Genomic DNA, 13,566 nt, shown 5'->3' with positions numbered 1-13,566 from the left:
GCCGACTTCCTCCCGTCCGGGCCGTCAGACGTCCTGGCCGGATCCGCCGCCGGAGGACACCTTGATCCCCTTCAGGATCTCGTCGATGACGGACACCTTCTGGCCGACGTCCACGCCGAAGCGCACCACGACCATCCGATCGGCGTCGTTGGGGGAGGGGAAGGCGACCGACTCGACGTAGCCGTCGGCGCCCTTGCTGGTGACCGCCTTCCAGCGCACCAGGTAACCCTTCTGCCCGGCCACCGTCACGGCCTTGGACGCCAGCACCTCGTGCGAGGTGACGCTGCCGTAGGTGGTACCACCGTACGACTGCTCGGCGTTGGCCGAGATGTCCGCCTTGGCGACCTCCTCGGCGGTGTCGCCGCTGATCCGCAGCACCGACGCCGGAGCCGTGTACGCGCCGCCCGCCGTGCACGTCTTGGCGGTGTTGCCCGGGCACTTGTAGGCGTTCTCGGACGTCACCTGCGCGCCGATGCTGATCGTCTCCCCGCTCCAGCCCTCGGGCACCGGCAGGCTGATGCCGTTGACCGGATCCGGCACCGTACCGCCGCCCTTGATCTTCGGCGCGTCCGACCGGCCCGGCGACGGCGAGGTACCCCCCGGGCCGCCGGAGCCACCGGACCCGCCGGAGTCCCCGGAGCCGCCGGAGTCCCCGGACCCGCCCGGTCCGCCGCCGGAGCCGCCGAACGGTCCGCCACGGCCGCCGTCCTGCCCCTGCGTGCCGGCGGCCCGGCCGCCGTCGTCACCGCCGTCTCCGGCGAGGGCGTACACGCCGACCCCGATGCTCACCAGGACCGCGGCCGCCACGGCCACGGCTATGCCCGTGCGCAGGCCCCGCCGCGAACCGCCCGCGGGCTGCTCGGGATACGCCGGATAACCCGGGTAGGCGCCGTACGCCGGGGGAGCCGTGGGCGCCGGGCCGGCCGGCTGCGCGGGAAAGGCGGCCTGCTGTGTCGGGGGACCCCACGCGGCGGCCGTCCCGGCGGGCCGGGTCTGCTCCGTCCAGGCCTTGCCGTCCCACCAGCGCTCGATGGGCGGACCGTCATTCGTCTGCCCCGGGTCGGGGTACCACCCGGGAGGAGTCACCTGCGTCATGGCCCCACCGTATGAGGCGTCGGTGAGAAGGGAATGAGAGGGGCCGCCGGCAATCCCGCCGACGGGTGGATTGCGCCCGTTTTCCGCCGTCATCCGCCGCTGCCGGGGACGCACGGCTCCCGCCGCGCCGCCGCATCCACCACCAGCCGCTCGGGCGCGTCGGCCGCGGGTGGCGGCAGCCGGAAGCCGTCCCGGCCCGGTGTGAGCGACCCCAGCACGCTCGGCCGGCGGGCACCGGTGCTGCGTGGATCGGTGCCCGGCAGGCCGTGGGCGGTCAGGAAGCCGAGGACCGCGAAGGCGTACGCCTCCTTCGCGGCGGCCGGCAGCCCCAGCTCGTCCGAGGTGCGCACCGCGGTCCGCGCGAGCAACTCCCGCAGCAGCCCCGTCAGTACCGGGTTGCGGACGCCTCCACCGGACGCGATCACCTCGGTGGCGCCGACGGACGTCACCGCGTCCGCGACCGTCCGGGCCGTCAGCAGGGTGAGCGTCGCCAGGGCGTCCTCGGGGCGCACGCCGTCGAACAGCCCGGCCGCCCGCAGATACCCGTGGTGGAACAGTTCCTTGCCGGTCGTCTTCGGCGCAGGCCGCCGGTAGTACGGCTCCGCGAGCAGCCGGTCGAGCAGCCGCTGGTCCACCGTGCCGCGCGCGGCCAGCGCGCCGTCCGCGTCGTACGCCAGGCGCCCGCCGCTGAACTCCCGCACCGCCGCGTCCAGCAGCGCGCAGCCCGGCCCGGTGTCGAAGGCCGTCCCGTCCGGGGCGGTCAGGTTGGCGATGCCGCCGATGTTCAGCGCGACCGGCCTGCCCGGCCTGCCCCGCAGCCACAGCAGGTCCACCAGGCTCACCAGCGGCGCGCCCTGACCGCCTGCCGCGACGTCCCGGCAGCGGAAGTCGGCGACCACCGGCAGCCCGGTCGCCTCCGCGATCCAGGCGGGCTGCCCCAGCTGCAGCGTGCCGTGCGTCCGGCCGCCCTCCACCCAGTGGAACACCGTCTGCCCGTGCGAGGCCACCAACCCGCCCCGTCCGCCGCACAGTTCGCGGTCCGCGCGGACCGCCGCCGCGGCGAACGCCCGGCCGATGCCGGTGTCGAGCCGGCACACCTCGGCGAGCGGCACGGCCGCCGGTGGCAGCGCCGCCGTGAGCGCCGCGCGCAGACCGCCCCCGTAGGACGTGCTCACCATCCCCAGCGGCCGCAGCGTCAGCACCCCGTCCACCAGTTGCAGTTCGGCCGCAGCCGCGTCCACGGCGTCGTACGACGTCCCCGACATCAGCCCGATCACCCGCACGAGTCGACTCCCCTTTCCGAAGGATCCCGAAGATTCCCGAAGGCCGCTTCCGAAGGCCGCTTCCGAAGCACGCCCCACCAGGCCGGTGCGCTCGCCGCCCGGGCACGGTTGACGCCCCGTGCGCTGCTCACCGGCTGGTCGCAGCCGGACGCGCGTCGCCCGCCCGCACCGGCCTTCACCCGGCGGGGCAACAGCTGCACGGACCGGCCACCACACATCCCACCGGACGGCTACGCTCGGGGTCTGTACGTCATTCGGGCGACCTGGGGAGGTAACGGGATGACGGAGGGACGGCCGTCGGCGGCCTCCACGGCTTCCCTGTGGGAGAGGGACGCGGAGATCGCCACCGTCGCGCGGGCGCTCGACGTCCTGTGCGCCGACCGGTCGTCCGCGGGCGGAGTGCTCGTCCTGTGCGGCGAGGCCGGACTCGGCAAGACGGCGCTGCTGACCGAGACCCGCCGTATCGCCGAGCGCCGCGGCTGCGCCGTCTGGTCCGCCCGCGGCGCCGAGACCCTGAGGTCCGTCCCGTTCAACGTGGTCCGGCAGCTGCTCCAGCCCGCGCTGCTGTCCCTGCTGCCGGAAGAGGCCCGCGAGTACCTCGGCGACTCCTACGACATCGCCGGCCCCGCCCTCGGCATAGCGGACCCCCGGGACGACAGCCCCGACCCGCAGTACGTCGTCGACGGCCTCGTGGAGGCCGTGTGCGGGCTGGCCCGCCGCGAATGGCCGCTGGTGCTCCTCGTCGACGACGCGCACTGGGCCGACCAGGAGACCCTGCGCTGGCTCGCCGCGTTCACCGCACGCCTGGCGGACCTGCCGGTCCTCGTCGTGGTCGCGCGCCGGCCCGGCGAGGCGGGCGGGGAGAGCGCCCGCCACCTCGAGGCCGTGGCCGCCGTCGCCGGCCGCCCCGCCACCACCCTCAGCGCCCTCACCCCGGACGCCACCGCGGGACTCACCCGCGCCACCGTCGGCCGGCACGCCGACGACGCGTTCTGCCGGGAGGTCTGGGCCGTCACCGCCGGCAACCCGTACGACACCGTCGAACTCCTCGCCAAGGTCCGGGACAGGGAACTCCAGCCGGTCGAGGCCCGGGCCGGGGAGCTGCGCGCCCTCAACCGGACCGCGCGCGGCGGGGACTGGTCGACCGGCTCAAGGGCCTCGGCCTGGAGCCCACGCGGTTCGCCTGGGCGGCCGCCATCCTGGGCACCAACATCACCGTCGACATGGTCGCCCGCCTCGCCACCATGAACGACGACATCGCCGGGCGCTGCGCCGAACTCCTGTGCAGCGCCCGCATCCTCACCGCACCGGACCCCGCCTCCGGCGCCGAACACGAGGCGGGTGGGCTGGAGTTCGTCCACCCGCTGATCGCCACCGCCGTCTACGACTCCATCCCGCCCGGCGTGTGCACCGCCATGCACGGCGTCGCCGCGCAGATCATCACCGAGCTGGGCCGCGGCGCCGCCGAGGCCGCCCGGCACCTGCTCAAGGTGCACCCGGACGACGACGAGGAACTCGTCGGGCAACTGCGCGAGGCCGCCCGCGAACACCTCGCCGTCGGCGCCCCGGACGCCGCCCGCCGCTGCCTGGAACGCGCCCTGAGGGAGCCGCCCCTCCCGGAGATCCACGCCCACGTCCTCTACGAACTGGGTTGCGCCACCCTGCTGACCGCGCCCGCCGTCACCATCGGCCACCTGCAGAGCGCGCTCGCCGTGCCCGGTCTCGACGACGGCGAGCGCGTCGACGCCGTCGTCCGCCTCTCCCAGGCACTGCTCCACAACGACCAGCTGGAGGAGGCCGTCCGCACCGTCGAGGCCGAGGCCGCCCGGCACGACGCCGGCCCCGTCCGGATGCGGCTGCAGGCCTTCCAGTACATGTGGGAGGGCATCCATGGCGAGACCGTCTCCCCGGACCGCTCCCGCGCCCTCGCCGACCTCGCCCGCACCTGCACCGGCCGCGACAACGCCGAACGCGCCCTGCTGATCCTGCGCGGCTTCGACGCGATGACCCACGGCGAGAACGCCACCGAGGTCCTCGAACTGTGCGACCGGGCCCTCGTCAACGGCCGCCTCGCGCCCGGCCTCGGCTGGACCGACCCCGAATGGGGGATGGAGCTGCTGATGATGCTCGGCAGCGCGTACACCTACGCCGACCGGCTCGACCGCGCCGAGAGCCTGTTCGCGGAGGCCCGCCGCGTCTACACCGGCGCCGGCTGGCGCGGCGGCCACCTCTCCCTGGCCAACGCCTTCCTCGGCCTCGCCTACCGCAGGCAGGGCCGGCTCAGGGAGGCCGAATCCGCCCTGCGCGAGGCACTGACCCTCGCCGAGCGCGTCGGCCGCGGCCTGCCGCTGTACTGGTCCGCCAGCTGCGGGCTGGTCGACACCCTGCTGGCCCGCGGCCACGTCGACGAGGCGTGGTCGGTCGCCGGACAGTACGGCTTCGCACCGCCTTACCCGTCCACCATCGTGCTGCCCGACATCCGCTCCGTGCGTGGCCGGCTGCTGCTCGCGGTGGGCCGCACCGAGGAGGGCGTGGGCGAACTGGAGGCCGCCGAGAAGACCGCCGCCTCCCGCGGCGGCCACAACCCCGTCCTCGCCCCCTGGTCCGTCGACCTCGCCAAGGCCGTGGCCGTCCGGGACCCGGCCCGCGCCGCCCGGCTGGCCGCCGACGCCCGCCGCCAGGCCGAGCGCTTCGGCACGGACACCGCCATAGGTGAGGCCCTGCGCTGCGCCGCCGCCCTGGAGACCGGGGACCGCGCGGCCCGCCTCGCCGCCCGGGCCGTCACCTACCTGGAGGCCTCGCCGTGCCAGTACGAGCACGCGGCGGCCCGCATCGAACACGGCATCGCCGCCCGTTCGGCCGCGGAGCTCGACCGGGGCCTCGATCTCGCCCGGGCGTGCGGAGCGGACGGTCTGGTGGCACAGGCGCGGGCGGCGCTGGAGAGCGCGCGGGTGGCATAGGGCCCGCTCGTCCGGATCACGCCGGGCCGGTCCCACGGATCATGCCGGGCCGGTCCGGAGGGAAGCCCGCGGGCGGGGACCGGTGCCGACGGCGCGGGGCGGCGGGGGCGCGCCCGGAGCGCCGGCGGCCGGGCGCGGCCCAGGCGGACCACGGGGTTCGGCCCGGGGAGCACGGGTACCCGGCCGTCGTCGCAGGACCGGATGCGTCACAGACACGCGCACGCGAGGCAAGGGAGCGCGACCCCATGAAGGCAGTCACCTGGCAGGGCAAGCGGGACGTACGGGTGGAGGACGTCCCCGACCCGCGGATCGAAGAGCCCACGGACGCCGTCATCCGGATCACATCCTCCGGACTGTGCGGCTCCGACCTGCACCTGTACGAAGTCCTCACGCCGTTCATGACCCCGGGGGACATCCTCGGCCATGAACCCATGGGCATCGTCGAGGAGGTGGGCTCCGAGGTGACGAACCTACGGCCCGGCGACCGGGTCGTCGTGCCGTTCCAGATCGCCTGCGGGCACTGCTACATGTGTGACACCGGGCTGCCCACGCAGTGCGAGACCACCCAGGTCACCGGCGAGGGCATGGGCGCCCCCCTGTTCGGCTACACCCGCCTGTACGGCGCCGTGCCCGGCGCCCAGGCCGAGTACCTGCGGGTCCCGCAGGCCCAGTTCGGCCCGATCAAGGTGCCCGAGGGCCCGTCGGACGACCGTTTCGTCTACCTCTCCGACGTGCTGCCCACCGCCTGGCAGGCCGTCGAGTACGCCGCGGTCCCGCCCGGCGGCACCCTGGCCGTGCTGGGCCTCGGCCCGATCGGCGACATGGCCTGCCGCATCGCCCTGGCGCGCGGCGCGGAGCGGGTGTTCGGCATCGACCTGGTGCCCGAGCGGCTGGCCCGGGCGAAGCGTCGCGGAGTGGAGACGTACGACCTCAGGGCGTTCGAGAACGAGAAGGCGCTGATCCACGCGATCCAGGACGAGACCTCGGGCCGCGGCCCCGACGCGGTGATCGACGCGGTCGGCACCGAGGCGCACGGCAGCCACGCCGCCAAGCTCGCCCAGCAGGCCACCGCGCTCATGCCGCGCAAGCTCAGCGCGCCCTTCGCGGAACGCTTCAGCATCGACCGGCTCAGCGCCCTCCACATGGGCATCGACCTGGTGCGGCGCGGCGGCACCATCTCGCTCAGCGGTGTGTACGGCGGCATGGCCGACCCGATGCCGATGCTCACCCTGTTCGACAAGCAGATCCAGCTGCGCATGGGACAGGCCAACGTGCGCCGCTGGACCGACCAGATCCTGCCCTACCTGACGGACGAGGACCCGCTCGGCGTCGACGACTTCGCCACGCACCGGGTGCCGCTCGCCGAGGCGCCGCACGCCTACGAGATGTTCCAGCGCAAGCAGGACGGCGCCGTCAAGGTCCTCATGCAGCCGTGACCACCGGAACGTGAGCGCCGGGAACGGTCAGCCGAGGATCTCCGCCAGGTCGTAGCGCACCGGCTCCTCCAGCTGGGCGTACGTGCAGCTCTTCGCGGTGCGGTCCGGGCGCCAGCGGCGGAAGCGGGCGGTGTGGCGGAAGCGCTGCCCGTTCTCCATGTGGTCGTAGGCCACCTCGGCGACCCGCTCCGGCCGCAGCGGCACCCAGGACAGGTCCTTCTTGCCGGACCAGCGGGACGGCGCGCCCGGCAGCCGCGCCGTCTCGTGGGCGGCCTCGTCGGACCACGCCGCCCACGGGTGCCCGGTCACGTCGTCCATCCGCAGCGGCTCCAGCTCCGCCACCAGCTCGGCCCGCCGCTTCATCGCGAACGCGGCCGACACGCCGACGTGCTGGAGCCTGCCCTCCCCGTCGTACAGCCCGAGCAGGAGGGAACCCACCACCGGGCCGCTCTTGTGGAACCGGTATCCGGCGACGACGACGTCCGCGGTCCGCTCGTGCTTGATCTTGAACATGGCCCGCTGGTCCTGCAGGTAGCGCAGGGTGAGCGGTTTCGCCACGACCCCGTCGAGCCCGGCCCCCTCGAACTGCTCGAACCAGCGCCGCGCCACGTCGATGTCGGTCGTCGCCGGAGCCACGTGCACCGGCGGCGTCGCCCCGGCGAGGGCCCGCTCCAGCAGGGCCCGGCGGTCGGTCAGCGGGACGTCCACCAGGGACTGGTCGTCCAGCGCCAGCAGGTCGAAGGCGACGAACGAGGCCGGGGTCCGCTCGGCCAGCGTCCGCACCCGCGAGTCGGCCGGGTGGATGCGCTCGGTCAGCGCGTCGAAGTCCAGCCGGCCGCCGCGCGCGATCACGATCTCCCCGTCCAGCACGCACCGCTCGGGCAGCCGTTCCCCCAGTGCCTCGACCAGCTCGGGAAAGTACCTGGTCAGGGGCTTCCCGGTGCGGCTGCCCAGCTCGACCTCCGGCCCGTCCCGGAACACCACCGAGCGGAACCCGTCCCACTTCGCCTCGTAGTGCATACCCGGCGGGATGCCCGTCACCGACTTGGCGAGCATCGGCTTCACGGGCGGCATCACCGGCAGGTCCATGGTCCGATTGTGCTCGCACCCCACCGCCGCCGCCCGGTGTGCGGGCCGTGCGGGGTGCGCCTACCGTGGCCGCATGGGCGCAGCGGTGGAACTGGAGGTGGGCGGCCGGACCGTACGGCTGTCCAGTCCCGACAAGGTCTTCTTCCCGGAGCGGGGCTTCACCAAGCTGGACCTCGCGCGGTACTACGCCGCGGTCGCCCCCGGCATCCTGCGCGCCCTGCGCGACCGCCCCACCACCCTGGAGCGCTACCCCGACGGAGTCGGCGGCGAGTGGTTCTACCAGAAACGGGCCCCCAAGAGCATGCCCGACTGGATCCCGACCGCCCACATCACCTTCCCCAGCGGGCGCAGCGCCGACGAGATGTGCCCCACCGAGGAGGCGGCCGTGGTCTGGGCCGCCCAGTACGGCACCCTCACCTTCCACCCCTGGCCGGTGCGCGCCTCCGACGTCGACCACCCCGACGAACTGCGCATCGACCTCGATCCGCAGCCCGGCACCGACTACGCCGACGCCGTCCGCGCCGCCCACGAACTGCGTGCCGTCCTCGACGAGTTCGGCGGCCTGCGCGGCTGGCCCAAGACCTCGGGCGGCCGCGGCCTGCACGTCTTCGTCCCCATCGCACCGCGCTGGACGTTCACCCAGGTCAGACGCGCCGCGATCGCGGTGGGCCGGGAGATGGAACGCCGGATGCCCGAGCACGTGACCATCAAGTGGTGGAAGGAGGAACGCGGGCGCCGCATCTTCCTCGACTACAACCAGACGGCACGCGACCGCACCATCGCCTCCGCCTACTCCGTGCGTCCCCGCCCACACGCCCCCGTGTCGGCGCCCCTGCGCTGGGAGGAGGTCGGCGTGGCCCTGCCCGCCGACTTCGACCTCGCCACCATGCCGGCCCGCTTCGCCGAACTCGGCGACGTGCACGCCGACATGGACGACCACGTGTACTCCCTGGACGCCCTGCTGGAACTGGCCCGCCGCGACGAGCACGACCACGGCCTGGGCGACCTGCCGTACCCGCCGGAGTACCCGAAGGTGCCGGGCGAGCCCAAGCGGGTCCAGCCGAGCCGCGCCCGCCGCGAGACGACGTCCTAGCGGTCCGGTGCGCCGGGCGGTCCATGCCGTTACCGTTCCCGCGCGCGGCCCGGACGCGAGCCCCCTCCCCGGCGCCGGCGGTCCCGGCGGACCCCGCGGTTATCCTGACCGGCAGCCGCCCGAGGAGGAGTCCCGAAGTGACCGAGGCAGTGTCGCGTCCCACGCTGGAGGCCGTGGCCGCGCTGGCCGGTGTGTCCCGGGCCACCGTGTCACGGGTGGTCAACGGCGCGGACGGGGTGCGCGAGCCCCTGGCCGAGCGGGTCCGGCGGGCCGTGGCGGAGCTGGGGTACGTCCCCAACCAGGCCGCCCGCAGCCTCGTCACCAAACGGCACGACGCCGTGGCGGTGGTCATCGCCGAGCCGGAGACCCGGGTCTTCGCCGACCCCTTCTTCGCGCTCCAGCTGCGGGGCATCAGCAAGGAGCTGACCGCCCACGACAACCAGCTCGTGCTGCTGCTCACCGAGGGCCGTGACGACCACGCGCGCGTCGCCCGGTATCTCGCCGGAGGCCATGTCGACGGCGCGCTCGTCTTCTCCCTCCACCTCGACGACCCGCTGCCCGGACTCATCCAGGCCGCCGGTGTCCCCACGGTGTTCGGCGGCCGGCCGGGCTGGGGCGCGGGCGCCGACGGCTCGCCGCGCGGCAACCCCGGCGTGGTGTACGTCGACTGCGACAACCGGGGCGGCGCCCGCACGGCCGTACGGCACCTCGTGGAGCTGGGCCGCTCACGCGTCGCGCACATCACCGGCCCCCTGGACCAGACCTCGGCGGCGGACCGGCTCGACGGGTACCGGGACGTCATGGCCGGGGTGCCCGGCGGAGGCGATCCACGGCTGGTCGTGGAGAGCGACTTCACCCCGGCCGGCGGCGAACACGCCATGCGTGAACTCCTGGCCCGCCGCCCGGACCTGGACGCCGTGTTCGCGGCCAACGACCTCACCGCGCTCGGCGCCCTGCGCGTGCTGCGCGAGAGCGGCCGGCGGGTGCCCGAGGACGTCGCCGTGGTCGGCTTCGACGACATGGGGCCTGTCGCAGAACAGACCGATCCGCCGCTGACGACGGTCCGCCAGGAGATAGAGGAGATGGGCCGCCTGATGGCCCGCCTGCTGCTGCGGGGCGGCGCGTCCGGCGCCGGCGACGGCACGGGTGCGGGCGGCCCCGCGACGCGGAACGGCGCGGACGGCGGCGTGATCCTGCCGACGACGCTGATCCGCCGCGCGTCCGCGTGACCCCCCGCGGGGCACGGGAGTGCCTCGCGGCGCGTCAGGTCCGGGGCGACCGGCTCGTGATCACCGCGAAACGCGCCCCGTACGGATCCGCGAGCTTGGCCATGCGGCCCACACCCTCCAGGGTCGTCGCGGGCATCCGCACCGTCCCGCCGAGCCGCTGGGCCGTCCCGGTGACGGCGTCGGTGTCCTCCACCTCGAAGTACGGCAGCCAGTACGGACCTGCCTCCGCCTCGGCCGGGGCGTCGGCCAGCGGCACCATGCCGCCGAACATCTCGTCCTGCCCGGCGCCGGCCGCGTTGACGCAGGTGTACTTCCCACCGGGGAACGGCACGGCCGAGGTCTCCAGACCGAGCACCCGGTGGTAGAACGCGGCGGCCGCCGCGACGTCCGGCGTGTACAGCTCGACCCAGCACAGCGCGCCCGGCTCGTTCGCCACGTCCACGCCCCGGGTCCGTCCGGGCTGCCAGATCCCGAACGGCACGCCCGCCCGGTCGGCGAGGACGGCCATGCGCCCCTGGCCCATCACGTCCAGGGGCTGGAACAGCACGCTGCCTCGGGCCTGTTCGGCCGTCCGGGCGGTGGCCTCGGCGTCCTCGCTCTGGAAGTACACCGTCCAGGCCGGCGGCGCCTGTCCGGGACCGGTCTGCATCCCGCCCGCGACGGTTCCGCCGTCCGACCGGAAGAAGCCGTATCCACCGGCGTCCGGCCCCGCCGAGCGGAACCGCCAGCCGAAGAGACCGCCGTAGAAGGAGAGGGCGCCCTCGAGGTCCGGGGTGGCGAGGTCGATCCAGTTGGGGGCGCCGTCGACGAAGCGGGTGGTGAGCATGGTCGCCCTCCTCGAAGGGGGTCCCGTCCGGTGCACTGCCGAGTGTGGCACCGCCCGCTGACGAGCGCCGCCGGAGCGCGCCGGGGCGCCGGACCGGCCACCCTGTCGCGTCACGTGACCGGGTGTGTTCCCACGGCTTTCCTCTCGTTCCGCGCGCCGCCGTGCGCGGCGGGGCGCCCAGGGAGGATCATCGGGGCGGCCGCGGGCCCCGGCGGGTGTCGTTGACCCGGCGTTGATCGAACGTTTTTCGCCGCACGGCACGATCCTGGCCATGCATCTCGAAACCATCACCCCGGCCGACGACACCTGGCGGGCACAGGCGCTGTGCGCGCAGACCGGGCCGGACTTCTTCTTCCCCGAGCCGGGCAGCTCGGTGCGTGACGCGAAGCGCATCTGCGCCATGTGCGAGCTGCGCCCGGCGTGCCTGGACTACGCGCTCGCCCACGACGAGCGGTTCGGCGTGTGGGGCGGCCTGTCCGAGAAGGAGCGCCTCGCCCTGCGGCGCACCTCCGGCTGACCGCCCACGCCCGGAGGGGCGGGCGTCAGCCGCCGGCGCGCGCCGCCATGCGGGCCTTGCGCGCGGCCAGCTTCTCGTCGAACTTCAGGGCCTCCGCGTCCAGGCCGCCCATGAACAGGCCGAGTTCCTCCTGCGCCTTGAGTCCCTCGGGGCCGAGGCCGTCGATCTCCAGGACGCTCAGGAAACGCAGCACCGGCTGCAGCACGTCGTCGTGGTGGATGCGCAGGTTGTAGACCTCGCCGATCGCCATCTGCGCGGCGGCCCGCTCGAAGCCGGGGATGCCGTGGCCGGGCATACGGAAGTTCACGACGACGTCCCGGACGGCCTGCATGGTCAGGTCGGGGGCGAGCTCGAACGCGGCCTTCAGCAGGTTGCGGTAGAAGACCATGTGCAGGTTCTCGTCGGTCGCGATGCGGGCCAGCATGCGGTCGCAGACCGGGTCGCCGGACTGGTGCCCGGTGTTGCGGTGGGAGATCCGGGTGGCCAGCTCCTGGAAGGCGACATAGGCGATCGAGTGCAGCATCGAGTGCCGGTTGTCGGACTCGAAGCCCTCGCTCATGTGGGACATGCGGAACTGCTCCAGCTTGTCCGGGTCCACCGCGCGCGAGGTGAGCAGGTAGTCGCGCATCACGATGCCGTGCCGGCCCTCCTCGGCCGTCCAGCGGTGCACCCAGGTGCCCCAGGCGCCGTCGCGGCCGAAGAGCGAGGCGATCTCGTGGTGGTAGCTGGGCAGGTTGTCCTCGGTCAGCAGGTTGACGACGAGGGCGATGCGGCCGATGTCCGTCACCCCGGACTGCTCCTTGTCCCAGGCGACGCCGTCCTTGAACTGGCCGGGGAAGTTGCGGCCGTCGCTCCAGGGCACGTACTCGTGCGGCATCCAGTCCTTGGCCACCTTCAGGTGCCGGTTCAGCTCCTTCTCGACCACTTCCTCCAGCGCGTACAGCAGCCGCGCGTCGGTCCAGGCGGACGGGCTGCCGAGGTGAGGGGAGGTGAGGGTCACGGGAACTCCAGGGGGACGCCGAACGAAGGGTCGGGAAGGGGGACGGTCCGGCGAGCGGTGCCGGAAACCTACGAGATCGTAGGCTACGAAACCGTAGGTTACGAAGCCGTAGGTTAAGAGTGCTGTAAAGATCGCTGATCAGGGCGTGTGGAGGCGGTCGCCCGGCGCGTCCGGCAGGCGTTCGGCGGGTATGCCGGACAGCCCCGGGACACGCAGGTCCCGGGGCTGTCCGGAGGGCGTCGTCACCGGGTCAGGCGTACAGCTCCCGCAGGCGGACCGAGAGGCAGGTCACACAGCCCTCCAGCTTCTCGAACTCGCCGATGTCCACCGTGACCACCTCGTGGCCGAGGTCGGTCAGCAGCTCCGCGGTCTTCGGGGCGCTCGCGGCCATCAGCAGCTTGCCGCCGCCCAGCAGCACCACGTGCGAGCCGGACTCCTCCGGCACCGACAGGAAGCCGGGGAACAGCGACGGCCGGTCCACCTTGGGGATGTGCCCGATCACGGTCCCGTCCGGCAGCGCGGTCACCGCCGACTTCAGGTGCAGCACCTTGCTCACCGGCACGGCCACCACGCGGGCGCCCAGCGGCTCGAACGCGGCCCGCACCTGCTGCACGCCGGCCGCGTTGGTCCGCCCGCCCCGGCCCACGTACACCGTGTCGCCGACCTTGAGCACGTCGCCGCCGTCCAGCGTGCCCGGCTCCCATATCCAGTTCACCGAGCAGCCGAGGCGGGCCACCGCCTCCTCCACGCCGGCGGTCTCCTCGCGCCGGGACTCGGCGCCCGGCCGGGTGATCAAGGCCACGTTCCGGTACATGACGACGGTGTCCTCGACGAACACCGCGTCCGGGCAGTCGTCGGCCGCTTCGACCTCGACGGTCTCCCAGCCGTGCGCGCGCAGTGCTTCGACGTAGGCCTCCCACTGCTCGACGGCGAGCCCGACGTCGACCTTCTCCCGCTCGATGTGCGTCACCAGGCCTTCGGCGAGGCGGGGGCCGGGGCGGCGGACGAGGGCCTTCTTGCTGGGCACGGGGGGCCTTT

Annotated in this window: 10 protein-coding genes and 1 pseudogene; 5 read left to right on the top strand and 6 right to left on the bottom strand. The window is 74.0% G+C overall.

The window, feature by feature from the left end; genetic code table 11:
- Nucleotides 1-24: 24 nt before the first annotated feature.
- Complete coding sequence (locus tag IE177_RS32370; protein WP_190019040.1) at nt 25-1,095, bottom strand: DUF2510 domain-containing protein; 1,071 nt, start codon at nt 1,093-1,095, stop codon at nt 25-27.
- 89 nt (nt 1,096-1,184) lie between these two features.
- The gene (locus IE177_RS32365) at nt 1,185-2,378 is read right to left on the bottom strand and encodes an anhydro-N-acetylmuramic acid kinase (protein WP_190019039.1); all 1,194 of its coding nucleotides are present in this window, start codon (nt 2,376-2,378) and stop codon (nt 1,185-1,187) included.
- A gap of 279 nt (nt 2,379-2,657) precedes the next feature.
- Between IE177_RS32365 and IE177_RS32360 the strand changes: the two are divergent.
- Together IE177_RS32360 and IE177_RS32355 are read left to right on the top strand one after the other, a co-directional pair.
- Nucleotides 2,658-5,338 (top strand): annotated as a pseudogene (locus tag IE177_RS32360) (ATP-binding protein).
- Nucleotides 5,339-5,583: 245 nt separating this feature from the next.
- Nucleotides 5,584-6,774, top strand: coding sequence for a zinc-dependent alcohol dehydrogenase (locus tag IE177_RS32355; protein ID WP_190019038.1), 1,191 nt, complete (start codon nt 5,584-5,586; stop codon nt 6,772-6,774).
- Nucleotides 6,775-6,801: 27 nt separating this feature from the next.
- On the opposite strand, the gene IE177_RS32350 is transcribed toward IE177_RS32355, so the two are convergent.
- Nucleotides 6,802-7,863, bottom strand: a complete 1,062-nt coding sequence (locus IE177_RS32350; protein WP_190019037.1) for an ATP-dependent DNA ligase — start codon at nt 7,861-7,863, stop codon at nt 6,802-6,804.
- A 73-nt stretch (nt 7,864-7,936) separates the two neighbouring features.
- On the opposite strand from IE177_RS32350, the gene ligD reads away from it, so the two are divergent.
- Nucleotides 7,937-8,956, top strand: coding sequence for a non-homologous end-joining DNA ligase (gene ligD, locus IE177_RS32345; protein WP_190019036.1), 1,020 nt, complete (start codon nt 7,937-7,939; stop codon nt 8,954-8,956).
- Between the two features lie 137 nt (nt 8,957-9,093).
- Nucleotides 9,094-10,185: a LacI family DNA-binding transcriptional regulator gene (locus tag IE177_RS32340; protein WP_190019035.1), complete on the top strand. Its 1,092-nt coding sequence runs from the start codon at nt 9,094-9,096 to the stop codon at nt 10,183-10,185.
- A gap of 34 nt (nt 10,186-10,219) precedes the next feature.
- Here the strand turns inward: IE177_RS32340 and IE177_RS32335 are convergent, their stop codons facing one another.
- On the bottom strand, nt 10,220-11,011 hold the full coding sequence (locus IE177_RS32335; RefSeq protein WP_190019034.1) for a VOC family protein: 792 nt from the start codon (nt 11,009-11,011) through the stop codon (nt 10,220-10,222).
- A gap of 271 nt (nt 11,012-11,282) precedes the next feature.
- Here IE177_RS32335 and IE177_RS32330 point away from each other — a divergent pair, with 271 nt between their 5' ends.
- The gene (locus IE177_RS32330) at nt 11,283-11,528 is read left to right on the top strand and encodes a WhiB family transcriptional regulator (protein ID WP_190019033.1); all 246 of its coding nucleotides are present in this window, start codon (nt 11,283-11,285) and stop codon (nt 11,526-11,528) included.
- Between the two features lie 25 nt (nt 11,529-11,553).
- Here IE177_RS32330 and IE177_RS32325 read toward each other — a convergent pair whose 3' ends face one another.
- Nucleotides 11,554-12,528, bottom strand: coding sequence for an acyl-ACP desaturase (locus IE177_RS32325; protein ID WP_190019032.1), 975 nt, complete (start codon nt 12,526-12,528; stop codon nt 11,554-11,556).
- Between the two features lie 250 nt (nt 12,529-12,778).
- Nucleotides 12,779-13,555, bottom strand: a complete 777-nt coding sequence (gene ddaH, locus IE177_RS32320) for a dimethylargininase (RefSeq protein ID WP_190019031.1) — start codon at nt 13,553-13,555, stop codon at nt 12,779-12,781.
- Nucleotides 13,556-13,566 lie beyond the last annotated feature (11 nt).

Source organism: Streptomyces lucensis JCM 4490, assembly GCF_014650035.1.
Taxonomy (GTDB): domain Bacteria; phylum Actinomycetota; class Actinomycetes; order Streptomycetales; family Streptomycetaceae; genus Streptomyces; species Streptomyces lucensis.
This window is presented reverse-complemented; position numbering and strand designations above follow the sequence as displayed.